Source organism: Pelagirhabdus alkalitolerans, from assembly GCF_900096905.1.
GTDB lineage: Bacteria > Bacillota > Bacilli > Bacillales > Amphibacillaceae > Pelagirhabdus > Pelagirhabdus alkalitolerans.
In genome coordinates this window covers 1-26,720 of the sequence record NZ_FMYI01000013.1, presented here as the reverse complement: position 1 = coordinate 26,720, position 26,720 = coordinate 1, and the positions used below count along the sequence as shown (strand labels likewise).

Sequence of the window (26,720 nt, the reverse complement as noted above, 5' to 3'; positions counted from 1 at the left end):
TCTAATTACCTGACCATAGCTCACCAAAGAAAGCAGGAAGGTTACTTTACAAGCTATTAAAATCAGTACATTTCTATTTTGATGGTTTTCAGTTAAACCAGAAAATAGGACGAATAGGGGGACCAATAATATCGCTCTCTAGAAATGCTTTTTCTTCATCAATAATGTAATTAAAATTTGTTCATCAATTGTTCACCTAAAAATAAATAAATTAAATGGTGCGTTTTTTATTGACAGATAAATAGAGTTGAATTATACTTTTGTTTATAACGCACCAATTATATTTTTAACAAATAGAATAAGGAGGGCGTATTGGTGAGCAAGTATTGGAAAGTCATTCTTTCATATGGACATGTAGGAAAGCGAAATGAGGTTAGTGTTTCTCGTTATCTGGCCACACCAAATAAATTAAAATTATTAGACGTTTACGATCTTGCTTCATCCATGCCCGGTGTCAAAAAAAGTCGAGGTGGCATAAGTGCAATTAGAAATCTCAAGCAAATATCGTATGAGGATTATTTATTAGGAAAAGAAGAAGAAAATGAAGATCCATACCTAAAACAATTGATGTCATTTAGCCCCGATAGAGAAAAAAATATTGCATAATTGTAGAAAGGAATGTTGACTTATGGTCGAAAAATCAGAGATGGAAGCAAAGATTAAAGTCGTTCAAGCATTGAAAAAACAAGGAATCCCCGTTGTCAAAGAGGAGGTACGAAGCAGCCCAACATCGAATACGAGAGCAGATTTAATTGGTTATACGATTGATGAGAATGATGAATTGAGTTCACAGGTTGTTGTTGAAATAAAGGATGACATCACAAAAGAAGCGCAAAAGCAGCTAATGAATTTAACGGAAGCAATAGCTGCTCCTTATGCTTTATTGGCTACACCTGATAAACAAATATGGTTTAAAACAGATACATTTCTTTCGACTGAACCACCTACATTTAATAGTTATCAGAAGTATTTATCTTCAGAGAAATTAAAAAAAGATACCTTGTGGAAATTGATGGATCAACTTAGGGGCGAATTTCAGCCTGAAAAGGTGTGGCTCTATATTATCCAAGGGCTCTTAGTTCGATCGTATATGGAAGAAAAATCGATATTAAATAAATGGGATGAATTGAATGAAGGTAGCTATTTGGATCTGATCAATGAAGCATATAAATTCTATCAAATTGATTTGGATCTCGAAAAAGCTCCCGTTACTGAATCATTATTTGAACGGTTCAAGTGGGCATTAAGCGAGATGGCACCAAAGGATTCAAGTTACGCCAACTTTATGATCGATCTATCTGAAAAAATCTCAAAGGATATAGAGCATCGTACGGTTTCATCTGTAAAAGATTTATTTGTTGGATTAGTTAATACCTTAAACCACTCTAGTTACTCTGTAGTGGAGATGTGTGCTGGTTATGGTAGTATTACACACGGATTGATGCAGCAAAAAGCGAAAATAGCTTCATATTTTGGAATGGAGCTCAACTGGGATGTAGCAGAGTATCATAAAATATTAATGATTATTAGTGGGTATCCTGACATTCAAGTTCAACAAGGGGATGTTTTAGATAGAAATAATCAACTTCCGAACCAACAGGATCTCGTCATTATTGATCCCCCCCTCGGATTACGTGTCCCCCAAGGTAGATACGATGGGTATGAACTCTTGAAAAATAAGAACTCTCAAGCATTGGATTTAATGCTAGAACGCGCAAGTGAGATTTTGAAGTCGGGCGGTCATGTGATTTGCTTTGTTAATGAATCATTCTTGTATCAGGGGACATCTCAGCAATCTAGAGAGCTATTGGCTGATCGAATGATAATTGAATCCATTATTAGCCTACCAACTCATACATTAAAACCTTTAACGAGTATAAAAACCAGCGTACTTGTTTTGCGAAAGAAGGAGAAGGGAGAAACCGAACCAAAGGAATTGTTTGTTGCCGATTGTGAAACAATTGATGAATTTCCTGAGGCGGTTAAAGGATTTGAGAAGTGGAAAAAGGGGGAGACGTTGTGAAGGTGAATAGATCCATTCCTTATAAGAAAATCACCAAAGAAGATTGGTCTATAAATGCTTTTTTAGCAGCGTTAAATTCGACGAAGGAACATGGTTCAACTATAGAAGAACTTATGGATTTGAATCCTGTAAAAATTAAAAAAACTGACCTTCAAGAGGATACAACATATGAATACATTGATATATCATCCCTATCCACTGAAAAAGGAATTGTAAATAATATTAAAGAAGTAAAGGGATCAGATCTTCCAGCAAGAGCCACACTTCGGGTTCGTACAGGAGACATTCTTTTGTCCAGTGTACGACCAGCACGAAATGCTGTTGCGAGAATCACTGAGGATTTATCAGGAAGCCTTGTAAACAATACATTTATTGTCCTCCGCCCTCACAATATCGACCTTTCTTGTTTGCTTTATTTTATATTAAGAAGCGATAACGTTCGTTCAAAATTAATGCTAATAGCAAGAGGGAATGCAATTCCGACGATTAAAGTAAAGGATCTAAAGGAAATAAGGCTGCCGATTAAAGAAGTAACAAGTGACCAACAACAAATAGCAAAAAATCTTTATAGTCAATGGCATAAAAACCAAACATCCGCTCAATCATTGGACAACTTAATTGAATCAGTATTTTTGGATTTTGATATATTCAAATCCGTCAGTCAAGAGGAGAACAATCGAACATTATATAGTACGATTCCTTATCATCAGCTAAATAAGCGTTGGGATATTGCTTCTCGATTGAATGTGATGGATTTAGAAAATAAGGCGAAGGTATCTATGGCCTCGTTAGAGTCTCTTACTTTATCTTTCAGGTCTGGTGCGACCATTTCTAAAAAAGAATACCAAGAAAAAGGAACCCCCTATATTGGGATAAAGAATATTGAAAAAGGAACCATGAGTGATCAAGGTCTCGTGTATGTATCAGATGAAACTGCGGAAGAAAATAGTAAAGCAATCGTTCAACCGAATAATGTTCTGATGTCTAAGGTAGGTAGTATTGGGAAAACAGGAGTGGTGACTAGTGATTTCGCAGGAGCGTTGGCCAGTCAACATATTACAATTATTGAAACAGATCAAGAAAGACTTCTTCCTTCGTATTTGAGTTATTTTATGATGACACAATGGGGACTAACACAACTTCAGCAGCGAGCGAGCGGAGTAGCACAGAAGTTTATCAAATTAAAAGATATAAAAGAACTTCAAGTACCCATTCTTTCAATACAAGAACAAGAAGAAATCATTTCATCAATTAAAAAGAAGGAATCTGAACAGTCGGATAAAAAAATAGAAGAAAAAACTAAAAAATTCACAGAAGAACTGGTTATATAAAAAGTGCGACATAGCGAAAAATGAAGAGATCGCTAATACTTGCATAAAAAGATGATCAGATACAAAAGGAGATGAATAGTACCATGGTTAATTTTCAAGAAAAGGTTAATTTTTTATGGACAATTGCAGAAATTCTACGAGGGCCTTATAAGTCAGAAGATTACGGTAAGGTGATCTTGCCGATGGTAGTCCTCCGTCGTTTTGATTGTACATTAGCAGACACGAAAGACGATGTGCTAGCACAATACGAACAGTTCAAAAACCTACCAGATGATGCAAGAGACGAGATTTTGAATCGTACATCTAAGCAAAAATTCAACAATGTTAGTAACTATGATTTTAATAAGCTGTTGAATGATGCTGATAATATTGCTGAAAACTTCAGAGATTATATCAATGGTTTTTCTGGTGTAGCTAGAGATATTATCAATTATTTTGATTTTGATAAGCAAATTGAAAAAATGGATCGGAACGATTTGCTTTATTTAACTGTTAAGCGCTTCTCTGAAATTGACCTTCATCCAGATATGGTATCGAACCTTGAAATGGGTTATATCTTCGAAGAGCTCATTCGTCGATACTCAGAACATGCTGAGGCTGGAGATCACTACACACCGAGAGAAGTCGTTCGCCTTATGGTTGGTCTAATGTTCAACGAAGATCATGACATTCTGACAAAGCCAGGGATCACGCAGACATTATACGATAGTTGTGCAGGAACCGGTGGCATGGGATCAATCGCACAGGAATACTTAAATGACTTAAACCCTTCCGCAGAATTAGCGTTTTTCGCACAGGAGTTCAACGAAGAATCCTATGCCATGTGTAAGGCAGATACGTTGATTAAAGGCGAAGAGGCGAAGAATATTCGTTTTGGTAATACACTCTCTAAAGATGCATTTCCTAATAATAAATTTGATTATTTAATCACCAATCCTCCTTATGGCGTGGAGTGGAAACCAGCTGCGAATGCGGTGAAAGCTGAACATGAGGATCTTGGTTTCCAAGGACGTTTTGGTGCGGGTTTACCTCGAATCGGAGACGGACAACTTCTGTTCCTACAGCACCTCATATCCAAGATGAAACCCGTAACAGAAGAAAATCCAAAGGGCTCCAGAGTTGCGATTATCATGAATGGATCCCCGTTATTTACGGGTGATGCTGGTAGTGGCGAGAGCGAAATCCGTCGTTATGTAATTGAGAATGACCTCGTCGAAGGGATTGTTGCGATGCCACCTAGCTTATTTTACAATACAGGTATTTCTACGTATATCTGGATTCTAACCAATCATAAAGCAAAATGGCGACAAGGAAAGATCCAACTGATTAATGCTGTGGACTTTTATCAAAAGATGCGTAAAAACCTTGGCGAGAAACGTCACGAAATTTCGCAAGATCAGATCGATGAGATCATCAAGATGTATGGGGAGTTTGAGGAAAGTGAACACGTCAAAATCTTTGATAACGAAGATTTCGGTTTTCAGAAAATCACCGTTGAACGACCGTTAAAACTGAATTTCAAAGTGGATGACGAACGTATTGAGCGTCTTCATGAGCAAAAAGCGTTTCAAAATCTTGCAACATCAAAGAAAAAGGGTGAAGCAGGCGAGAAAGAAATAGAGAATGGTCAGAAGAAGCAGGAGGCGATTCTCGAAGCATTACAAACGCTCAATGACGGTACGCTTTATAAAAATCGAGATACATTCACAAAGGCTTTAAAGCACGCATTAAAACAGTCTGGTGTAGATGCAAAAGCGCCAATTCTGAAAGCGATTCTTGCTGCTCTTGGTAAACGGGATGAAACGGCTGATGTATGTCTAAAGAATGCCAAAGGTGAACTGGAAGCAGACCCTGAGCTTCGTGATACAGAGAATGTTCCGTTAAAAGAAGACATTCATGAATACGTTGAACGAGAAGTGTTGCCCCACGTACCAGACGCTTGGATTGACGAGGGGAAGACGAAAATCGGTTATGAGATCCCGTTTACAAGGCACTTTTATAAGTATGAACAGTTAAGACCATCAGATGAAATTAAAGCCGAAATTCAAGAACTAGAAGCGAGTATTTTGGAGAAATTAAAGAAGGTGATGGTGTGATGTATTCACAGTATAAGAAATCTGGATTAGAATGGTTTGGTGATATACCGAATCATTGGGAAGTTGTTAGTCTCAAGAAAAACTTAGAGAACATTATTGATTACAGAGGTAAAACACCAACTAAAGTCGATAGTGGAATCTTTTTGGTAACTGCTAAAAATATACAAAATGGATCAATACAATATGAAAAGTCAAAAGAATACGTAATACCTAGTGAATATTCAAATATTATGTCTAGAGGAACACCTAAAATAGGAGATGTTTTATTAACAACTGAAGCTCCATTGGGAGAAGTTGCTAATGTCGATTGTTCTGATATTGCACTGGCTCAAAGAATTATAAAACTCAGAGGAAATAGTAAATTAAATAATTATTTTTTAAAATATTTTCTTCTGTCAGATGCTTTCACACAATATCTCAATACATTTGCAACAGGTTCAACAGCACTTGGTATCAAAGGCAGTAAAATTTCTATGTTAAAGATAATACTGCCACCGTTTGAGGAACAAAAAAAGATTATTAACTTCCTCAACCAAAAAACCGCCGAAATCGACGCCTTAATCGCCGACAAAGAACGATTAATCGAGTTGCTTGAAGAAAAGCGCCAGGCAGTCATCACCGAGACGATCACAAAAGGACTTGATTCGAATGTGAAAATGAAGGATTCAGGTGTGGAATGGATTGGGGAAGTGCCGGAGCATTGGGAAGTTAAAAAGATGAAATATTTATTTAACATCAAAAAAAGAATTGAGGGCTTAGATAATCCGCAAATTTTATCAGTAACTCAAAAGGGAATTAAGGTAAAAGATATATCAACAAATGAAGGTCAGCTTGCTGCAAACTATGACAAATACCAAACAGTTGACCCTGGTGATTTTGTCATGAACCATATGGATTTATTAACTGGATTTATAGATGTATCAATTTTCTATGGTGTTACAAGTCCAGATTATAGAGTATTTAAAATTACAAATGAGAATTATAACAAGGATTATTTTTTATATTATTTTCAGATGTGTTACTATTTAAGAATTTTTTATAAATTCGGACAAGGTGTAGCTTCTTTTGGTAGATGGAGGTTATCTACGGATGAATTTAACTCTTTTCCAATACCAATTCCAAGTGTTAAAGAGCAAAGAGAGATTATTGAGTTTATAAATAATAATGAAGAATATTCGAAAGACATGATAAAAGATACTAAAGAAACGATAAATAAACTCAAAGAATACCGCCAATCCATCATCTACGAAGCCGTTACCGGCAAAATCGATGTAAGTGACCATGATGTACCTGTTGAATCTGATCCAGAGGAGGTCTCCCAGTGAGTATCGATTATAGCGAAAGAGGATTTGAAGAGAATATTGAACAGCATTTAATAGAGTCAGGTTATCGTCAACGGACGTTGGAAGGGAAAGCCCTTGAAACATTCCAGAAATGGGCGATTGATCAGGATATCCTGTTTGAATTTTGGGAGTCTACGCAGCCACAGTCGCTGGAACGATTGAAGAAAGCTTATAAAGACCAGTATGAGTTTAAAATCATGAGTCGTCTTGATAAAGAACTTAAGAAACGTGGGATAATTGATTGCCTGCGTCATGGGATCAAAGATTACGGTGTCACGTTGAATCTCGCTTATAACAAACCAGTAACGGATATGAACCGAACACTCGTCGAAAACTACGAAAAGAACATCTTTACCGTCAGCCGTCAGGTCTACTACAGCCAAAAGCATCGAAGCTCTGTTGATATGATGCTGTCGTTGAATGGATTACCAATCGTGGTTAAGGAATTAAAGAATCAACTGACAAGTCAGACGGTTGAACATTCGATGAAACAATTTAAGAAAGACCGAGACCCACGTGAAATGCTGTTTCAGTTTAAATCCCGTACAGTTGTGTATTTTGCTGTTGATACAGACGAAGTACACATGACAACCCGATTAAATCGGGACAAAACCTTCTTTTTGCCTTTTAACAGGGGGAATAATGGCGGAAAAGGAAATCCTCCAGTAGAAGATGACTACCGATCATCTTATCTCTGGAAAGAAATTCTGCAGAAAGACAGCTTGCTAGATATCTTATTTCGATTTGTTTATGTACAACAAGAAGATATGAAAGACAGTAACGGTGAAGTCATCGATACAAAAGAAGTGGTGATTTTCCCACGTTTTCATCAACTGGATGCCGTTCGTAAAATTGAACAAGATGTTTCTGAACATCGATCCGGTAAGAACTATCTGATTCAGCACTCTGCGGGAAGTGGAAAAACCAACAGTATTTCATGGTTGTCTCACCGTTTAGCTAAGTTACATGATCATCAGGACGAACCGATCTTTGACAGTATTATTGTCATAACCGATCGAAGAGTTCTGGATAAGCAGCTACAGGATGCCGTTTATCAGTTGGAACATAAGGCTGGAATGGTCGCAAAGATTGATAGGGATTCAAATCAGCTTGCGGGCGCGATCCGTAATAAAACCAAGATCATTATTACGACACTGCAAAAATTCCCGTTCATTTTAGAAGAAGTCGGATCATTCAACCGCGGTTCATATGCAGTGATCATTGATGAAGCTCACAGCTCACAGGGCGGTAAATCTTCTGGTGCGATGACATCGATTCTTTCAGATAAAACCCTTGAAGAAGCCTATGAGGAGAGCATGAGAGAGGAAAGCGAGACAACCGATGCGGAAGAACGCATGATTGAGCATATTGCCAAAACCGGTGATCAAGATAATATCTCGTTCTTTGCGTTCACTGCAACGCCTAAGCCAAAAACGATCGACCGATTTGGAACGGAACAAGAAGATGGGCAAAAGGCTCCCTTCCACCTGTATTCGATGCGCCAAGCTATTGAAGAAGGCTTTATCCATGATGTTTTGAATAACTATGTCACGTATGAAACGTTCTACAAAGTAGAGAAAATGATTCACGATGATCCAGAAGTAGCAAAAAGCAAAGCATCCAAACAAATCGCCAGATATGTATCACTACACCCGTATAATATCGCACAGAAAGCAGAAATCATGGTGGAACATTTCCGCAATGTCACGCGTCATAAAATTGATAAACGTGCGAAAGCAATGGTCGTGACGAGTAGCCGAAAACATGCTGTTCGTTATAAATTTGCCTTTGATCATTATATAAAATCCAAAGGCTATGCCGATATGCGGACTCTTGTTGCCTTCTCAGGGACTGTAGAAGACCAGGGAGAATCTTATACAGAACCCGATATAAATGGGATAAGCGAAAAAGAATTACCGGAACAATTTCATTCTGATGACTATCAGGTATTGATCGTGGCTGAGAAGTATCAGACCGGATTCGACGAGCCTCTTCTTCACACGATGTACGTGGACAAACCACTCGATGGCATAAAGGCTGTACAAACGCTCTCAAGGCTCAACAGGACATGTAAGGGCAAAGACGATACCTTTATTCTCGATTTCGCAAATGACCCTGAGACGATCCAGCAGGCTTTCCAAGCGTACTATGAGGTCACGACGTTGGATGCACAAACCGATCCGAATATACTCTATGATTTGCAACATGAATTAGATGCCATGCAGGTGTATACCGATGATGAACTTGACAAGGTTGCAAACCTTGAATACAGTGGGAAATCAATGAAAGATTCCAGAATGCAGGTCAAGTTAAATGCCTCTCTCGATCCTGCTGTGGAACGATTCAAACACGAATTGACTGAAGAAGAACAAGAAGCATTTAAGTCTGCAGCCACAAAATTTGTTCGGACCTATGCTTTTGTGCTTCAAATTGGTCCATTTTCAGATCTTGATTTGCACAAACGGTTCATATTCTTAACCTATCTCCTGAAGAAATTGCCGAAAAAACCAGAGGATCCGATATATATTTCCGATGATGTAGCCCTTGAATACTATCGAAATGAGAAAGCCTTTGAAGGCAGTATTTCATTAACTGAACAAGGAGGAGAAGCATTATCTCCAGCCGAACATGGAACAGCAGGATCAACGGAAGAAGACAAAGAACGCCTATCTTCAATCATTGAGCGTATCAATGACCGTTTTGGGACAGATTTTTCGGATACGGATAAGCTTTCTCGAGATCAGATTGCACTAGATATTAAAGAACAGGAAGCAATGGCTGAAAAAGCAAAGAATAACAGCATTGATAACTTTAAATACAGTGCTGAGAAATCATTTTTAGATTCCGTTATTTCAAGGATGAAGATGAATGAAGAGTTTCATATGCGGATTTTGGAAGACCCCGAATTTAAAGAGTTTTTGATGAATGATATTTTAACCGAAGTTTATCACGATTTACGGAGAGAAGAAGGAGCTTATTAATTTATGCTCCTTTGTTTCTTTTTTTAATAAAAATATAGAAATTAAGAACGCTAAACTAAATCATTTGTTAGAAAAAAGGATGAAAAAAGAAGATCAATCATGATCATAGAAGGAAAAAGCATTAACCTGTTCTTTATTGATGGCAATCCAACAGATGTATGAAACGTACATTGACCAACTAGTGGTTATGGCTGTAAAAGATACTGTTGTATATAAAGTTCGTTAAATATAGATCGTTCTCTATAAAGAATGATAAAGTAGGTTCATCATTACAGTGAAAGGGGATGAAATGTTGAAAACAACAATTCGTAAATGGGGCAATAGTTTAGGATTAAGAATCCCAAAAGAAATAGTGGAGAATCAAAATATTGATGACGGTTTAGAAATGGAGATCATTGAAAAAGGCAATCAGATCATTCTTAGTCCAGTAAAAAAACAACCCACATTAGATGATTTATTAGCAACTTACACGCATGATAGACACCATGATGAAATTGATTGGGGAGAATCTAAGGGAAGAGAAATATAAAAATAATAGCTGGTATTATTCAAGGAGTTATGCTTAATTCAATTAAGTAAAAGGTGGTTTAAAATATGGAGTTTTATACAGTTGATGATGTAGAAACGAATCAATCTTATCAATTACCTAAAGAAATTATTCATAATGAAAAATATAAAAGTTTAAATGCTAATGAAAAAATTACTTATGCTATTTTAAAAGATATGCACTTATTATCGATCAAAAATAATTGGATAGATGAAAATAATTATCTGTATCTTATGTTGACAGACCATGAACTAGGTGTGATTTTAAAATTAACTTCAAGAACAATAAATAAAATTAAGAACAACCTTAAAGAACATGGTTTAATTCATATGGAGAGACAAGGACTGAATAAACCTAATGTTATATACCTATTAAAACCTTAAGTGAATAATATGAATGGTGGGATATTTTATCCCACCATTTAAGTTCGTATTAACAATCACTAAATCTATAATGACTAGATTTTAGAAAATAGGGTATCTATTATCCCTCTAATTCTCTATATTTTAACTCCTCTTTTTATTGTGTAGAGTTTAAATGCTAACAAAATCTACCTTTATAAATGTTTTTCTGTTTCAATTGCTTGTTTCAGTACACTCGATACAAATTTTTTTGTTTAGACGTAAGCGTCTAATACTACACACGTATGTAGCACAGTCTCCAGATGAGATAATCTTCATAGATTAATTCTCGAAGGAGGCTTTTTATGTCAGATAAACAATTAGAATGAAAGAGGACTTAGTATGGCAGCTACATCTTTATGAGGCCACTACTATGGCCAATGATTTCGCAATCGACCAAAACACAAATATAATGCCATCGCTTTATGTGGTTCTGATTTATCAAACTCACGGTTTAATGAATTTCCAACCTTCCTCATTTCTAATTCAACTATTTTTGTAGCGAATACTATGATTTATATACAATTAGTCAGTCTTATTATCAATTGATTTTCGTATTTCTTTTAATTCCTGTAAGATGTCTCTTTGAATCTGTACGTTTTCATGGCTTTCTTCAATTGTTTTATTGTAATCATTTTGAGCATGCTCCATCTTTTTTTCTTGTTTTTTCGCAAATTTACGAATGGAGTAAATAAGATAAATCAAGAATAGAACAATTGTAATAAATATTAAATCACCCATGATACCCCTCCATTTTACATCCAATTAAAACATTGAATTTTTCTATTACCTCTCTGTCATATCAATATTTAGTTCAATATCTTCTCCAATTTTTTCATTGTCTTCATTCGTGGGTGCTTTTATCTTAAAGTGAACATTGTCAATTTCAGATGCTTTTGAATCTTCTAATATATACGCAATACGTCTAACTGTATTAGAACCTATATATTGGATATCCACTGTATCACTCAACGTGTCATGCGGAGATTCAAAATGTTCTCCTGTGTTAGTTGATAAAGTAAGATGATCTGGGCTAAATTCAATATTTTCACCTTCTGATACTTCTGATGATACGGATAGTAAAAATGTTATGTAGTCTTGGCTCTCTTCTGAACTAATCACTTGAGTCGATTCTGTTTCTAGATCCGATTGAACCAAATACATTTCTTCAACATCGATGATAATAGGACCAGTTTCAAAAGTTCCCATGTTTGTTTCATGGTAATAAGTTGAAAACGTTCCGTGTTCACTTTCCTCTATTTCTATAGGTTCTCGTTCACTATTCGTGTTCAGATTACAACCTCCTAGTAAGACAGATACAAAGATTAAACACAACAATACAATTCTTCTCATTAAATACCTCCTATCTTCTCCAAATATTAACAGGAGATATTTATTAAATCAACCAGTACAGTACTATAGGTGGCAATAATATATGAATTGATTAAATTGGTTTACTTCTATTGTTTTCATCTAAGTTTGAATAGTAATTACTTTTTAGTTTTATAAAACCTTTTAAACAAAAGAGTTATTTAAAAATCCGATTCTTCTAAAAAAGAATCGGATTTTTAAAGTCTATATACTTTTAGAAAATATCAATATTAAGCAAATGTAGGGAGAAGTCGAAGAACACGCGCAAGGTGTTTTAACCAAGCGATTAATGTGGCTACACTTACTGCTTTTGCAAACATTACAGCTGCAACTATAACTAGTATGAATACTAAGGCATAGCGAAGTTCATCATCTTTATCCCAATCAATCTCATCTAAAGTCAACTTTTCCTTCACATAAACATTAGAATCGATTTCATACAGTAACTCTACTGTGATATAAGTTATATCAACAATATAAGGAAAGTCACTATTAAATCCCCAATCTCGATCAAACGTACTTACTCGAACCTCCATTAAATTAGAAATCTTGTCACCAATAATTTCATCAAGTTTAGCACGTGCTTCTCCAACGTCACTAATTCCGGGTAATAATGACTCTTCCATCATTTTGTTCAGAATCTTATTAATATTACTATCAAGAAGATTACCTTCTAAAGCTTGGTCCGCAGGGAGATCCCAGTCACTTTCTTCGGCGTCCCCAAAAATAATAGATCCTGTTAGTTTCCCTTTAAGGGATCCTAAGTTAACTTCATATGAAGTCGAATAACTTAATGTAGTTGATTCAGATGTGAATTGTTCATCAATATCTGCAAAATGAGAATTCAAGTTATAATAGGTGATATCTTCTGATTCATCTTCTTCCTCATCATCTGTTTTTTTATGCTGTGAATCCATTACTTGATTTAAGAAACTATCAAATTGATTTAATAGATTAGCTGGACAGCGCTTACCACTCCAATGATTATGGGTAACAACATTTGAAATAGGAATGTCATAATCATCCATTAATTTCCTAACTAACACTGCTGCATTTTTTCTTGTTTGTCTAAAATCACCACCATCATTTACACACAACTCGATACCAATACTGTTTCTATTTCCATCACCACTTCCATCACCAGCATGAAATCCTGTTTCATATAAAGGAAGATGCTGAAATATTACAGGTCTATCATCTACAGTGAAATGCCAAGAAACTGAAGTTGATGGATTTTTGACATACATCGCATGCATATGTGCCGTTGCCCCAGGGGCTGTGTTTGCTGTTTCATGTATAGTGATATAATCTGGGCTCATTGTATATTGAGGTCTATTATTATTACTAGCTGGAATAAACTCCTGATTGAATGTTATATCGCCGATAGCACCTCCAGAAAAATCTGTACCTTCAGGGTCTTCCGAATCTTCCGAACTGTCTGCTTTTAAACCAAGTGATCCTAAAGTTTCTGGACCAGCAATACCATCTACTGTTAGACCATTCATTGTTTGATATCGTCGAACAGCATCTTCAGTGTCAGGACCATAAATTCCATCTACTCCATTATTTTCCTCATCCCTGTTAGGATAGAAATAGTTTTGAACTAGTTCCTCTTGTAAACGACGAACGGCATCACCAGAGTCACCAGGATATAATGTACTGCCATAACTTCCAGAACTTCTTTCACTTCCAGAACCCCCCCCACTAATACCAAGTGACGTAAGAGTTTCTGGACCAGCAATACCATCTACTGTTAATCCATTCATAATTTGATATCGACGAACAGCATCTTCGGTTTTAGGCCCATAAATACCGTCTACACCATTATCCGGCGCCTGAATATCGGGATAAAAGTTATTATCTACTAATGCTTGTTGAATGACTTTTACACCGTTTCCAGAATCCCCTGATTGAAAAATAGAATTAGTATTCTCAAATTCATCTGAACTATCTTCTCTCAGACCTAACGAGGTAAGAGTTTCTGGACCAGCAATACCGTCAACGGTTAATCCATTCATAGTCTGATATCGACGAACAGCATCTTCGGTTTTAGGTCCATAGATTCCGTCTATACCATTATTGTCAGCATTGATGTCAGGGTAAAAATTATTATTAACTAGTTTTTCCTGTAGTTCGCTTACAAATTCACCTGTATCTCCCGGGCGAAGTACTGTACCTCCAGAACTACTTCCACTCGATTCGTTGCTATTTAAACCAAGCGCCTCTAAAGTTTCAGGACCAGCTATTCCATCGATGGTTAAATTGTTTACACTCTGAAAACGTTCAACAGCATCTTCAGTTTTAGGTCCGAATATCCCGTCTATTCCATTATCTGATGCGTTGATATCAGGATAAAAATTATTATCGACTAATGCTTGTTGTAATTGTTCTACTTCTGAACCCGAATCACCTATTCGTAATACTGTACTATTCAAAATTATCAATCCTTTCTTTATTAAATATTCTAGAAGGGGTGAAGACTGAAGTGATGTGCACCCCACACAGACAACAGTCTATTTCGTATATTGAGTAAAGTGTTCTCAATAAAAAAAATACAACCATTTAGTAAATAATTAAACGTCAGAATTGTTAATCTTACTTTGCAGATCTCGAATTACTTTGATCAGCCCATCAATTCTTTTTTCAAATCGAATTAACAAGTATAGAGATAATAATACCGGAAAACCAACATTACCAATTAACACAGCCCATTCAGGTATATCTTCCATTACAGATCACTCCTTTTTCCTTTCTTTTATTGAACTCAATATAGTAAGAATCAGAACGCTTACTAATTATTTTTTAAAGAAGAATAAGTTGCAAATCTTACAACCTTATCCATTAAACTATTGAATAAATGGAAAAAAAAACATAAAATAGGGAACATAAGTTCGCATAAGGTTGTTTTTTTTTAATGAAATCTTCTTTTTAATAATGACGTTAATCATTATTAGGAGGGAATGACTAAATATGTTGGATCTTATTTATTTAACAAAATCGGAAAAACAATCCTTAGAGAAATTTAGTGAGGAAAATCCAAAATTTTATAGAAGTAAACTAGTTCGATCCTTTTTAAAACAATATGAACACCAAGCAATGTTTATTGATGCACTGTGTTATCCAAGTGAAGAGAACAGACAAAAGTTAGATGAAGCATTTCGTGACTTTTATACAGGGGTAAAAATTGTTAGCTATCTTTCTAAAACTATTTATTGGGAATCTGTCAATTTTGATAAAAAACAAAGATATAGAAATAAAATTTCTCCTTTGGTCTTAAATGACTCATCTAATTTAAATGAAGTAAATGTTTTAGAAAAAATTAAATCTACAGATAAAAGTATTGAAGAAAAAATTATTGAGGAAAAAACACTTGCTATAGAAGAAAAAATTGAGGATCCGAAGCTAAAAATAGCTTTCTTATCTCTCACAATGAGACAAAAAGAAGTTTTACAAAGTATTTATGGAAACGGGGAAAATATAACTGATACCGCTTATCAACTTGATATCTCACAACAAGCAGTCTCAAAAATTCACAAAAGTGCTCTCAAACGATTAAAAAATATATATTTGGATTAAGTAGGAGGAATAAATATGGAAGAATGGCGGGATCTGATTAATAGGTCACAAAATGGCAGTACAGAAAGTACCATGCGAATTATAAAAAAAATAGAACCTAAAATTAAAAAATCTATTAACCAAACCAACAAACAAGAACAAGAAGTTTTAGAACAAGAATTAAAAATTAAAACAATAAAGATTATCCAAACATTTAACCTAGAAAAAATCCCAGGTTTTTGGGATTTTTTAAAAAAATAAAGAAATAGTCAAGGTTTATTCATATATAGTGATAGTTTTAGCATCTTAAAACATGCGGTTATCGAATATGAAAAGTTATAAATCGGATTAAATAACAGACACAAGGGGTTTTCATCTAAACAAAGGTGGAGATTCTTAATTAACTCTCCACACAGTGGTATGCCAACACTAAACTAGACAAAACATTACGGTCTTTCAACTTGTATTCGATTGGTGATAAATAATCTAATGATCGATGGATACGCATGTAATTGAACCAATAAACGAAATCAAATAGTTCAAGGTCAATTTCGTGTTGGTCAGTAAAATGAGTCCCCTTAACAAACTCAATCTTAATCGTTTTGAATGTAGATTCTGTTAAGGCGTTATCGTAGGGGGTTCCTTTATGACTCAATAAGCGTTCTTTATTGAATGTGTGAAGTACTTCGTCAATTAGTACATTTTTAAATTCACTCCCACGATCTGTGTGGAACATTTGAAAGTCATATAAATTTTCTTGGACGGATGCAAACACACGATGAACTAACACTGCACCTTTACGTCGCCCACTACTATGGCTAATGATTTCGTTGTGATAAGAATTGGATATTACAATCAATCCTTGTTTTAAGACAAACCTCACTCCTAGATAACATTTGATATAATTTGCAGGAAAATAGCTCTTTTTGTAGAATTGATTCGGTAATAGGTGGTGTATTAAATGAAAAGAGACATGGAGCTTATAAGGAGTTTACTTTTAGAGATTGAAGAAGATGAAAGAGACCGCATAATATTTAATCCTGATGATTCTGATAAATACACAAGCAAACAAATACAATACAATTTAAAGCTAATGGTTGAATGCGGGCTTATAAAAGGTAGTGTTGATAATTACTGGGATGGATATAAAGTGGTTGTTAGCGACCTAACATGGGAAGGTCACGATTTTTTAGATGCTGCTAGAAATGACACTATTTGGAATGAAGCTAAGGAAATTGCAAAACAGAAAGGTTCACATTTATCAGATTTACCTATTGCAGTTGTTACAGGCATTTTAGTATCTGTGTCAAAACAAATATTTGGCATATAATAAAACTTTATAAAAATAAGAAGGGGCTGAAATCTAATATAATAGTTTTAATTTGGTTATACTCCCATTAATAAGTGCCCCTTTTTAGATTTGTTATATAGAGTTTCATTGCTAACAAAAAGTTACCTTTATTACTGTTTTTCATTTTCAAATGTTTGTTTCAGTACACTCGATATAAATTCTTTTTGTGTCATATTTTTTTGTTTAGATTGATCTTCAATCCATTTTTTTAATTCATAATCCACTTGTGTTGTGATAGTATAGAAATTCGATTTTAAGCGAATGCCATCATCCATCGATATGACATCACCTGATACACAGTATTTACTCAGTAGATGACTAAAATGACTGTGATTATTTGTTTCAATAACAGTCTCCTGTATTTTAAGGTGAATGCTCGTTTCATCTTGTGACAAATGTAGATTTCGATAACCTAAGTGTTTCATTAGCCAGTCAATCAAGTCATAGATTTCATGATCGATTTCTTTTGGTATAGGAAATGAGAAGGATAACTTACCTGCTGATTGAATAATTTTTTTATCAACTAATGGTTGCAAGGTTTTATAATTTTTCCTCTTGGCTTCTTCCAACGTGAAGGATTCACTATTCTGATCAACAAGACTAATAGTATCGGATATGTCCATAATACGAGCAATTAATTGCGATCCTGTTTGAATATATGGCTGGTATAAATAAGCGCCTTCTTTTGAGTCGTAATAATAATTAGTGGTGCGTGGAGAAGTTTTTGTATAATTTTCATCGAATTCATTAAGATGTTCTTTGTCAATAATATACCGCTCTCTTCCGCTACTACTATCTTTGGACGCTTTTAATTGACCTTCTCGAATAAAGTGATGAACCATTCCTCTTGATATATTCAATTGTTTCGCAGCCTCGCTTACCGTATAACCTTTAATTTGACGTTGATTGCGTAACGCCTCTACTTCTTCTCTGTAAAACAAGGCGTGCTGCCGTATAGGAAATGCTTTATAGTCTTTAACTCGTGTTAATTTACCTGAACGGCCATATGATAAAACCGTTTTGGCATTAATATTTAATAGTTTACCGGCTTCCTGAGCTGTGATATATTTTTGGTTCATTACATTCTCCCCTATCAATGTTTTTTAGATCTCCAAACTTTACGGTAGCTTTTTAATATTGTTAAGACATCCAGGAATAACAATTCATATAATTATCATTGTGCTATAATTATAACAATATTTGTACAAAATTAAATGGACTTCCGCATTGTGTGGTATTTTGTAGTATTTAAGTACTTGCGTATGATTTCTTTTAAAATAAAGAATGACTTTTGATATTTCAACAAAAAATGCAGCGCGTTTGAGATGTAAGGTAACTCTTTTGGGATGAAATGTTACAACTTTGGGATGAATAATGATGCTTTTGAAATCAACATTAAAAAAAGATACCCCCACTTTGAAATGTATCCTGTGTCAAAATTATCTCACTATTCGAGTGTGTTTATATTCCCCAGTATGTGGTATGATATTAACGTAAAGACATACAATAAAAACGACCCCTAAAGTGCGGTAACACTTTAGAGGTCTACGATAGATTGCTCATAGAATGGCAGTCTAAAATATTCATTTAGAGGATACCACCCTATTCAAGCTATTTGCTTAGATAGGGTGGTATTTATTTTGATTTCTAATCAACTTATTGAGCAGTATATCAATCAAATATCTAACTTTTCTTTAATAAAATCGCACTCAAAAAACGATACGTCTTTTCCAGTATCTATGTTTATTATTTTGTTTAAATAGCTCCCTATAGCATGTAAAGTGCCTTAGGAAAACTAACCTACAATGTTTTCTCAACGATATGAGTTATATTTCAATTAAGCGATTCTTTTATGTAGTGATCCAAAATCCATTCTTTAAGTAGCCATAAACAATTTGTTAGCAATGATAATTCCTTAGTAGCTTTGATTATCTCTAAGAGCTTTTTTCTCACACTTCAATATGTTCAATTATAGCACCAGAGCTACAGATGCATTCAATAGCCCATTTTATTTTTCGTTTTGAATGAGCTATTCGCAGCCTTATTAAACATTATTAACAGGGTTCCTTGTACCTCCGTAGTGCTTTTTCTTAATTTGACTTGTCATTAATGCTCGACATTTTAATAGATCAACTAAGTATAACTTTACGTCTTGTTATCAACTGTTCATGGTAAGCTTCAATTATGTTTTCCATGTATATATTGACCTCCTAATTGTTATGCTTACCTTCACTTCGATCAAAAACGCTGTATTTTAAAGCGTGACATTATCATGATAAAGATTGATATAACAGTATTAAAAGCCAATTCCCTGTGTTAAAAATTACATTATAACTAGTGTTAAAATTGATTTTAGTTTCGTCGAGTTTCTTAATATTAATATTAACGTCAATATTAATGACGGTTTTAACATTGGAACAAGCTTTTCTAGAAAGTTCTCTTTTTTTATTTGATGAATTATTCAAAAATTCAATATGTTTAACTGATCAAATTCAATGGATAAATGTGCTGAAAATGAAAGCTCTTGTTGATTTAAAGTGTTTACACCCATAAAGCCTGCCACATCAATGCATATGCGATCATAGAAAGCCAAAGTGTATACACTTTTTGATGTCGAGATTTTTATGTGTATACATTTTATTGTATTAAAATCCCATAAAGGCCGACAAATCAACGATGGTAAGTGTATACATCACGAAATATAAATTGTATACATTTATAGCTCTTATATCGTTTCAAACACTGATAAATCAGTATTCAAAGGTGTATACAAAATTGAACATAGACTGATTGATTTTTCATCTCACTTTTTAACATTACTGTATTTTATCCTTCTACTAATTGTTATTTAACTATATTTTTCTTAGAATAAGGGTAACACGTTTGAAAAGGAGTTCTCACATGAAAGAAGATGCTCGCCTTATACTCGGTTGTCGACAATGTAAAGATCGATATGAGATTACAGGCGGATTTATTCAAATGCCCTCTCACATTATGTTTCTAACTGCTTATTATAATCAACACCTCGATCAACTTTTTCATGATGACTTCTATTGTCCAATATGTGAGAACACATTTTTCATAACACCAATGATTTATGATTATGCCAATACATTCGATGACAAACCCTATCATACAGAAATTCAAGAAATGTACATAAGGTTTGTTAACGAAAAATTCGATGTTTCAGTTCGCGTTGATAAATCACCTAAGCAGCTAGAAGATGAGGTTCATCAAAAACACGGTCACAAAGGGGGCAACGATACGTTGCCTACACAAGAAGATATTGAGTTAATGCAACGATATGCTAAGGATTACCGTCGGTTCGATTGGATTGTTCGGCTAGAATCATCACAATTAGATCAACCAATGGATCAACTTATGCAACATTTTAATTAAACGCAATCTAAAAAACATAAACCAATATATTCGGTTTATGTTTTTTAGATCCATTAGAAGTACAAACACCCTACTTTTTAAATTAGCCTACTAGTATTTACTATTGTTTGATTCAGTATCGATCTACATTTTTAAAAAATCTTATATTTTTAAATACAGTATATTTGGCACTTGACATTAAACATTATTACCATCATAATAAAGTATATATACTTTATTATGTTGTAATATTAATGTTTTTATACTAAATTATTAATATTACACTGATCGTAACGTTAAATTTGATTTTTTTGTGTTTTTATGATACAATAGAGTATATATACTCTATTGTACTTGATGAAAGGTGATGAAAATGCCTAGGTTGAATCGCTTTCAAATTATGGGATTGTATAAAAATGAAATAAAGCACGTATTAGAAAATCATCAAAAGATATTATTCACCGAAAAAGACCTCTATAGAATCTTCGAAAATAACAGGAATGATTGGAAGTTGCCCCGTTCAACGAAGATGGATGATTTTCTATCTTTTTTATCTAAGCAAAACATCATTACAAGAAGTATTACTCTAGACTTTCCGAAGGGAACCTTTAAGAGATATGTTTATAACCAAACTCATTCAGATATTGATGCGCTTACAGTTGTTCGATCTCTTTATGACAATGGTTATTTCTCTCACAACACAGCTGCATTTCTACATGGGTTAACACAAAACATTGTTAAAACCATTTACTTTAATAAAGAGCTAACTCCTAAAAATAGTGAAATAAGCCAGTTAAAACAAGATAATATAGATAGAGCCTTTTCAAAAGAGGCACGCGCATCCCAAAATATATCCTATTTTGATGGCCAACAGATCGTCCTGCTTAACAGTAAATTCACTAACAATTTGGGGGTCACTGAATTAGGTGACAATCCAGTAACAAATATTGAAAAAACGCTCATAGATATAGCTGTTCGACCTCATTATGCTGGTGGATCGTTTGAGGTGTTGAATATGTATAAAAACGCAAAGGGAGTAGCTTCTGTAAACAAAATCTACTCCTACTTAAAAAAAATTCAGTATATATATCCGTATCATCAAGTTATAGGTTTTTATTTAGAAAGGGCTGGATTTAAAGATACCGCTGTAAAGCTCATGGAACGATTCCCTATAAACTATCATTTTTATTTGCGCCATAACATGAAAAACATGAGCTTTTCGGATAGATGGAATTTGTACTACCCAGAAGAGTTTGATGCATAGCTCCATACTGGTTTAAGTTCATCAACTAGTTGAACGACATAATCATAATAAAATTCAAAGGGCATCAAATTATCATTATCTATAACCGTATCTTTTAAACTTGCGAACCCCGATTCGTGAAAATCACGAACCAAGGGGTCTTTTATTTTTTCAATCAAATGAAGAGGTACTTTTTTAATTTTAAAAAAATCTTTAACCATTTGTTGATTGTCAGAATCATTCAAATTTAAGCTCGGCTCTAAGTTTTCTTTCACAGTATAAATATCATAAAAATCCCTAGGTCTAGGAGATTGAGACGTCTTAACAATGTCGGTATATTCAGTCATTTGCTGACATATAGCTCTTAGCTTTTCAAAAATAATCATTCTCGGAGAATATACTTTTATTATGTAGTCATGAAATTCCCTCTCCTCACTAGGTTGTGTGAATTCATACTTACTAATATCTACTTGAACAACTTTTTTGTCCGTTTCGGTAACAGACAGTGATGATCTTCTTAACTTATCTATATTATCTTCTCCAATATGCTCATACTTTGAGGAATCAATCACTTTAAACTTAACTACATAACCGCCCCAATTCAAATCATCCACTGTTCTTTTTTGTTTAGGTCTTTCTTCTAGTTTAATATCAAAAACTGTGTAGTCTTTTTCTGAAAAAATTTGATTCAGCTGATATTCTAATTTTTCTTCAACATCTTTAACTGTGAGTCCAAAATCAGAAAAGTCCTTACTCATAGAAACATCTATGTCCATAGAAGCACGAGAATTTAATTCATATGATAATTCCAGAGCATTACCTCCCTTTAAGACCAAAATATCCATTAATTCATCATCAGAAAACAAAGATAATATAGTTAATTCTCTTATTTCATTTAAAAATTCATTCAATCCATTCATCCCCCTAGCATATCTATCATTTTAATATTTACTATCAAATTCAGTCATCTATAACGTTAATACATATTAGATTAATAATTAATAATGGTAACCTTACATATTGGATCGTTTAATGCTTTTTATATGTATTAAGATCGTAACTGACCCTTTTTTAGATTTTTCATGCGGATATCTACTTTCTACTATTTACTTCAATATAAATTTCTTTAACAAACTAGTCTAAATAAATGTAACCATGATAAAATAAAAACATGTCTTTCAGAGATATCGATCTATTCTATTCTCTGTCATTTGACTTGAGCAGAAAAGTAAAACGTTTTGCTTTTCTGATTTCTCTTTTAATTTTATTTTTCCTCGTCTATTTAAATAGACGAGGTTTTTTTATTTCTCTATGACTTTATTATATAACAATTTTACGAGTTATCTAAAAGGCGCTATTACTTTAGGTTGCTTAATTACTATGTACGTGTTCAATCTGGTAAATGATAGTACCATTCATGACCGAATTTTTCGGCTTCTTCTGGATCTTTTAAGTCAAACTGAACATACATTTCACGACGCAACTTATGGACTTCTTCTTTCGTTAAACCTAGTTCTTTACAAGCCAACAACAAATAACCTAGCGCTTGTTTATTATCCATTTAACTTCACATCCTTTTCATATTTCCCTTTTAGGCAAAAAGGCATAAATCTTATCTAAACATTCATTAATAACGCTATCGGGAGCCGTATCAAAAACCTTTAAAACACATGTTTTCTTATCAATACTCTTAATTTGATCTGTTAAGATAACACCGTTAACATTTAAACCTTCGGGCAGCTCAACTTCAAACGGATAGTTTTTCTTTTGGGTCGTTATGGGACAGACAGCCACAAAATACGTATGTTGATTAAATAATTTAGGAGATAGGACAATACAAGGTCTTTTCTCATTCTCCGACTGTGAATCAAAAGTGATATAAACTAAGTCACCTTGATTGATTGTACTCGTCATATCGTTTCACGTCCTGAAGGCTGACCAAAATCTACGGGATCATGTTGGTTTTCGGTTGTTATTTGAGCAATTAAATCTTCTAATGTTTCATCTTGTTGTTTCACTTTGATAGTGAGTTCATCATCATGAAGTGTCATATCAATTTCAGTTCCGATGTCAATATTTAGTTCTTTTGCTATTTGTTGTGGAATACGTATTGCTAAACTATTCCCCCACTTTTTAACTTCGGTATTCATAAGGATAAACCCCCTTCAAATATCTTACAATTCTATTGTAGCACAAAGTATATACATTGTATATACTTATTTGTTCTTTTGTTAAAAAATACAAGATAATGGTTACTTTTCGTTCATCACACTTAATGTGTAATTATATATATAATTAAATGTTATTCTAATTATATATAGATATATCAACCATTAAAAAATGTAGTATTTTTTAAGTTTTGATTACTTTATGTATAAAGAATGATGTGTTAATATTAATTTAATTATAAGTAAACGATAATTATAAAATAAGTGATGTTATCTGTCTCTTTTACTTAAATTTGGTCGTGAGGTGATGATATGGAAAAAGAAGTAAGCCGATATCCTAATGAAACATTTTTAGATGTTGCACAACAAATACAGAAACCAAGTTATCAATCACTCGTGCAAAAAAGACATCTTGCCGAAGATGAATCGAAACCACCGTTTTATTATTTCAATGATTTTGATATGCTTGCGTATTATCTGCAAGACGAACAAAACATTGATGTCGAAAAAGGACGAACGCAGCAAACACTTCAAATGTATGAACGTGAATTATATGCGTTCATTAAAAATCTGATTTCGTATCAGGATGATATCGGCATTCAATTTAACAATATGGAAAGTGAATCGATTTTCAAACAATTGAAACCATCGCACCTAGAAAAGTATCAATATTGGTTCGTGCATAAGTATCCTTACTTATTAGGAAGAAAATCGCCTTATTCCCCTTCTACAATCTCACGAAAAGATGCAATCATTAAATATTTCCTTTCCTTTTTATATACGAGTGGCTATATAGATGAAGATCTGACACGCTATATGAAGGTATCGACGGTTTCTAAAGATGAACGTCCCAATCGCGACTTAACAACACGAGAAGTGCTGCAACTCTTGGATTTTTTCTCGGAAGAGATTGATCACCCTGTTTTGTTTGCGCTCATACACGCATTAGTCACAACCGGCATGAGAAATAGTGAATTATGCAGAGTTCGTATACGTGATATTGAATATGATGAGGATCGAGAGCAGTATTTTATTAGAGTGCATGGGAAAGGGAATAAGAAACGTTTAGTGCCGTTAAACGAGAAAACATACAATAGTTTAAATCGTTTTCGAATCAGTCGAGGACATAGTCCGATTGCGCATGCTAATGGCGATGAATCCGTCATTTTAACATCAAAAGGGCATCCATATACAAATAATTACTTGTCGCAATACTTATCTAAAGCGTTGAAACGACTACCAATGCCATTTGTAAAAGAGAAAGTCATAACACCACACACGTTCAGACACGCTTTTGCCATTCTTTCGTACAAAGATGGCGCAGATGTTTATACGATTATGCGTGCACTTGGCCACGAATCGATTCAAACGACGATGATTTATTTACCGAAGGAAATAGAGAAAGAAGAATTAGACAAAGTCAGATGGCAGAACACACTTCAAAAATACATTTAAGCATATACATTTAAAATATCCTTAAATTGCATTACAATTATTGATTAATTATGTTTTATTAGCTATACTTACAGTATAGATGTTTACTTTCTAAACACGTTAATGAATAAATTCTTTTTCATTAGCACACACTAATAAAAAAGCTGCTAGTGCTTCAACACTAACAGCTTAAATAGATCTACTCCCTTCAAGGGGGATAGCATCCAGCGAGAATAATCCGCCGAGCTCTCAACTCATAGGCGGATTATTTTTTTTCGTCTTTTAAGGCAAGTACTGCCACAATTAAAAGAGACAAATCAAGAATAATCGTAAATGTTTCATACATTGTCAACAGCACCACCTCCTTTCTTGTTCAAAAGGTAGGTGGATACTGCTCCGCCCATGAGTAGTAAATCTATTATGTTTATCATACCACAAATAAATCCTTAAATGGGTGATAATAGAATTGCATTTTTATAGACTTTATTCTTTTTTGTATACAAATCTACTCGCATACATATCTACTATCATATTCTTTTCTCGAAAAACAATATGATCTCCTGTTGAAACTTTTTGCACCTTAAAACTATAACTTGTGAGATAATTAAACTTTAATAAAATTTCCCCTTTATGTATGTCGATCTAACGTTGTCCTGTGAGGCTGACTCATTAGCTATAAAACTTCTTTTTAAGTGATTTTTTTATTTTTGCACCAATAAATCATCCTATTATGATAATAATAAATACTGCTAAAACACTTGTGTTTTAGTTGTAACTGCTAAACTAAATGTAACAGTTCTCGCTTGATAAGATTTAACACTTTTTGCCCACAAATCTTCTGGTGATTTTGTAAAGAGCCAGAAAAACACTAACGTTTCTTCTTAGACACTAGATATAATAGGTTTATATATCTGAAAGTGTTTGAGGAGGTTTGAAAGGTGGATAAGTGGCAAATGTATATGGAAATTGATCAACTATTAAAACAAGGTTTTAGTAAGAGTAGGGTTGCTGAAAAGCTAGGGATTTCAAGGCCAACGTTATATCGTTATTTAAAGAGAAATCCGCAGGAGATGGCAGAATGGATGGTTACTATTCAATCAAGAGAAAAGAAGCTTGATAAGTATAAAGAATTAATTCTTTCCTGGTTGAGGCAGTACCCAGATATGACGGCAGCTCAAGTACAAGATTGGCTGCTTGAAAAATATCCATCTTTTGAAATTGGAGAAAGTACTGTTAGATCTTATGTGAGAGAACTGAGAAAAGAATACAACATACCTAAAGAGGCATCGCCCAGATCATATGAGGCTATACCTGATCCTCCATTAGGAGAACAAGTCCAAGTGGACTTCGGCCAGACGAAAAATAAGAAATCCAATGGAGGAGGAACAGTTAAACTATATTTCATTGCATTTGTATTATCTCATTCTCGATATAAATATATGTATTGGCTAGATCGTCCTTTTACAACGAAAGACGTTATTGAGTCACATGAGTTAGC

23 protein-coding genes and 3 pseudogenes are annotated in these 26,720 nt (G+C 34.1%); 15 read left to right on the top strand and 11 right to left on the bottom strand.

Annotation, left to right across the window (positions count from 1 at the left end; genetic code table 11):
* The first annotated feature begins 315 nt into the window (after nt 1–315).
* The 8 genes from BLR62_RS11775 to BLR62_RS11740 all read left to right on the top strand — a co-directional run bounded on the left by BLR62_RS11775 (nt 316) and on the right by BLR62_RS11740 (nt 10,704).
* Nucleotides 316–606 carry a hypothetical protein gene (locus BLR62_RS11775; RefSeq protein ID WP_245719465.1) on the top strand — a complete coding sequence of 97 codons (291 nt, stop codon included), beginning with the start codon at nt 316–318 and terminating at the stop codon, nt 604–606.
* 22 nt (nt 607–628) lie between these two features.
* Nucleotides 629–2,023: an N-6 DNA methylase gene (locus BLR62_RS11770; RefSeq protein ID WP_090797198.1), complete on the top strand. Its 1,395-nt coding sequence runs from the start codon at nt 629–631 to the stop codon at nt 2,021–2,023.
* Entirely contained in the window at nt 2,020–3,354 is a 1,335-nt protein-coding gene (locus tag BLR62_RS11765) for a restriction endonuclease subunit S (RefSeq protein ID WP_090797195.1), read from the top strand. Before BLR62_RS11770 ends, BLR62_RS11765 begins: the two co-directional genes overlap by 4 nt.
* 83 nt (nt 3,355–3,437) lie before the next feature.
* Entirely contained in the window at nt 3,438–5,450 is a 2,013-nt protein-coding gene (locus BLR62_RS11760) for a type I restriction-modification system subunit M (protein ID WP_090797193.1), read from the top strand.
* Nucleotides 5,450–6,775, top strand: a complete 1,326-nt coding sequence (locus tag BLR62_RS11755) for a restriction endonuclease subunit S (protein WP_090797191.1) — start codon at nt 5,450–5,452, stop codon at nt 6,773–6,775. Before BLR62_RS11760 ends, BLR62_RS11755 begins: the two co-directional genes overlap by 1 nt.
* Nucleotides 6,772–9,774 carry a type I restriction endonuclease subunit R gene (locus tag BLR62_RS11750; protein WP_090797190.1) on the top strand — a complete coding sequence of 1,001 codons (3,003 nt, stop codon included), beginning with the start codon at nt 6,772–6,774 and terminating at the stop codon, nt 9,772–9,774. The genes BLR62_RS11755 and BLR62_RS11750 overlap by 4 nt, the downstream gene beginning before the upstream one ends.
* Nucleotides 9,775–10,063: 289 nt before the next feature.
* On the top strand, nt 10,064–10,303 hold the full coding sequence (locus BLR62_RS11745; protein WP_245719464.1) for an AbrB/MazE/SpoVT family DNA-binding domain-containing protein: 240 nt from the start codon (nt 10,064–10,066) through the stop codon (nt 10,301–10,303).
* A 65-nt stretch (nt 10,304–10,368) separates the two neighbouring features.
* Nucleotides 10,369–10,704 carry a replication initiator protein A gene (locus tag BLR62_RS11740; RefSeq protein ID WP_090797188.1) on the top strand — a complete coding sequence of 112 codons (336 nt, stop codon included), beginning with the start codon at nt 10,369–10,371 and terminating at the stop codon, nt 10,702–10,704.
* Nucleotides 10,705–11,247: 543 nt separating this feature from the next.
* Here BLR62_RS11740 and BLR62_RS11735 read toward each other — a convergent pair.
* The 5 genes and pseudogenes from BLR62_RS11735 to BLR62_RS11710 all read right to left on the bottom strand — a co-directional run bounded on the left by BLR62_RS11735 (nt 11,248) and on the right by BLR62_RS11710 (nt 14,822).
* The gene (locus BLR62_RS11735) at nt 11,248–11,463 is read right to left on the bottom strand and encodes an ABC transporter ATP-binding protein (protein ID WP_090797185.1); all 216 of its coding nucleotides are present in this window, start codon (nt 11,461–11,463) and stop codon (nt 11,248–11,250) included.
* Between the two features lie 45 nt (nt 11,464–11,508).
* Nucleotides 11,509–12,075 (bottom strand): hypothetical protein, encoded by a 567-nt coding sequence (locus tag BLR62_RS11730; protein WP_090797182.1) that lies wholly within the window; start codon nt 12,073–12,075, stop codon nt 11,509–11,511.
* Between the two features lie 926 nt (nt 12,076–13,001).
* Nucleotides 13,002–13,412: pseudogene (locus BLR62_RS12630) on the bottom strand (peptidoglycan recognition protein family protein); the annotation flags it as partial.
* A 147-nt stretch (nt 13,413–13,559) separates the two neighbouring features.
* Nucleotides 13,560–14,594: pseudogene (locus BLR62_RS12715) on the bottom strand (peptidoglycan-binding domain-containing protein); the annotation flags it as partial.
* Between the two features lie 72 nt (nt 14,595–14,666).
* Entirely contained in the window at nt 14,667–14,822 is a 156-nt protein-coding gene (locus BLR62_RS11710) for a YvrJ family protein (protein ID WP_090797178.1), read from the bottom strand.
* 241 nt (nt 14,823–15,063) lie between these two features.
* Between BLR62_RS11710 and BLR62_RS11705 the strand changes: the two genes are divergently transcribed.
* The gene (locus tag BLR62_RS11705) at nt 15,064–15,669 is read left to right on the top strand and encodes a sigma factor-like helix-turn-helix DNA-binding protein (RefSeq protein WP_090797176.1); all 606 of its coding nucleotides are present in this window, start codon (nt 15,064–15,066) and stop codon (nt 15,667–15,669) included.
* A 15-nt stretch (nt 15,670–15,684) separates the two neighbouring features.
* On the top strand, nt 15,685–15,909 hold the full coding sequence (locus tag BLR62_RS11700) for a helix-turn-helix domain-containing protein (protein WP_090797174.1): 225 nt from the start codon (nt 15,685–15,687) through the stop codon (nt 15,907–15,909).
* Nucleotides 15,910–16,048: 139 nt separating this feature from the next.
* On the opposite strand, the pseudogene BLR62_RS11695 reads toward BLR62_RS11700, so the two are convergent.
* Nucleotides 16,049–16,486, bottom strand: a pseudogene (locus BLR62_RS11695) (IS3 family transposase); the annotation flags it as partial.
* Nucleotides 16,487–16,609: 123 nt separating this feature from the next.
* On the opposite strand from BLR62_RS11695, the gene BLR62_RS11690 reads away from it, so the two are divergent.
* Nucleotides 16,610–16,978 carry a DUF2513 domain-containing protein gene (locus BLR62_RS11690; protein WP_090797169.1) on the top strand — a complete coding sequence of 123 codons (369 nt, stop codon included), beginning with the start codon at nt 16,610–16,612 and terminating at the stop codon, nt 16,976–16,978.
* Nucleotides 16,979–17,109: 131 nt separating this feature from the next.
* Here the strand turns inward: BLR62_RS11690 and BLR62_RS11685 are convergent, their stop codons facing one another.
* A complete protein-coding gene (locus tag BLR62_RS11685; protein ID WP_090797168.1) occupies nt 17,110–18,078 on the bottom strand; it encodes a helix-turn-helix domain-containing protein in 969 nt (322 codons plus the stop codon).
* A 1,822-nt stretch (nt 18,079–19,900) separates the two neighbouring features.
* Between BLR62_RS11685 and BLR62_RS11680 the strand changes: the two genes are divergently transcribed.
* Both BLR62_RS11680 and BLR62_RS11675 read left to right on the top strand, forming a co-directional pair.
* A complete protein-coding gene (locus BLR62_RS11680; RefSeq protein WP_090797165.1) occupies nt 19,901–20,398 on the top strand; it encodes a hypothetical protein in 498 nt (165 codons plus the stop codon).
* A 379-nt stretch (nt 20,399–20,777) separates the two neighbouring features.
* Complete coding sequence (locus BLR62_RS11675) at nt 20,778–21,641, top strand: type IV toxin-antitoxin system AbiEi family antitoxin domain-containing protein (protein WP_176759295.1); 864 nt, start codon at nt 20,778–20,780, stop codon at nt 21,639–21,641.
* Here the strand turns inward: BLR62_RS11675 and BLR62_RS11670 are convergent.
* From BLR62_RS11670 to BLR62_RS11660, 4 genes are all read right to left on the bottom strand, one after another.
* Nucleotides 21,617–22,531 (bottom strand): nucleotidyl transferase AbiEii/AbiGii toxin family protein, encoded by a 915-nt coding sequence (locus BLR62_RS11670; RefSeq protein WP_176759294.1) that lies wholly within the window; start codon nt 22,529–22,531, stop codon nt 21,617–21,619. The genes BLR62_RS11675 and BLR62_RS11670 overlap by 25 nt on opposite strands.
* A 479-nt stretch (nt 22,532–23,010) precedes the next feature.
* Nucleotides 23,011–23,181 carry a hypothetical protein gene (locus tag BLR62_RS12485; RefSeq protein WP_176759293.1) on the bottom strand — a complete coding sequence of 57 codons (171 nt, stop codon included), beginning with the start codon at nt 23,179–23,181 and terminating at the stop codon, nt 23,011–23,013.
* A 17-nt stretch (nt 23,182–23,198) separates the two neighbouring features.
* Nucleotides 23,199–23,534, bottom strand: coding sequence for a type II toxin-antitoxin system PemK/MazF family toxin (locus tag BLR62_RS11665; RefSeq protein WP_090797158.1), 336 nt, complete (start codon nt 23,532–23,534; stop codon nt 23,199–23,201).
* A complete protein-coding gene (locus BLR62_RS11660; protein ID WP_090797156.1) occupies nt 23,531–23,770 on the bottom strand; it encodes an AbrB/MazE/SpoVT family DNA-binding domain-containing protein in 240 nt (79 codons plus the stop codon). The genes BLR62_RS11665 and BLR62_RS11660 overlap by 4 nt, the downstream gene beginning before the upstream one ends.
* A 330-nt stretch (nt 23,771–24,100) precedes the next feature.
* On the opposite strand from BLR62_RS11660, the gene BLR62_RS11655 reads away from it, so the two are divergent.
* Together BLR62_RS11655 and BLR62_RS11650 are read left to right on the top strand one after the other, a co-directional pair.
* Nucleotides 24,101–25,243 carry a tyrosine-type recombinase/integrase gene (locus BLR62_RS11655; protein ID WP_090797153.1) on the top strand — a complete coding sequence of 381 codons (1,143 nt, stop codon included), beginning with the start codon at nt 24,101–24,103 and terminating at the stop codon, nt 25,241–25,243.
* 917 nt (nt 25,244–26,160) lie between these two features.
* Nucleotides 26,161–26,720: helix-turn-helix domain-containing protein (locus BLR62_RS11650; RefSeq protein WP_143008377.1), on the top strand; the 560-nt coding region annotated here is incomplete at its 3' end.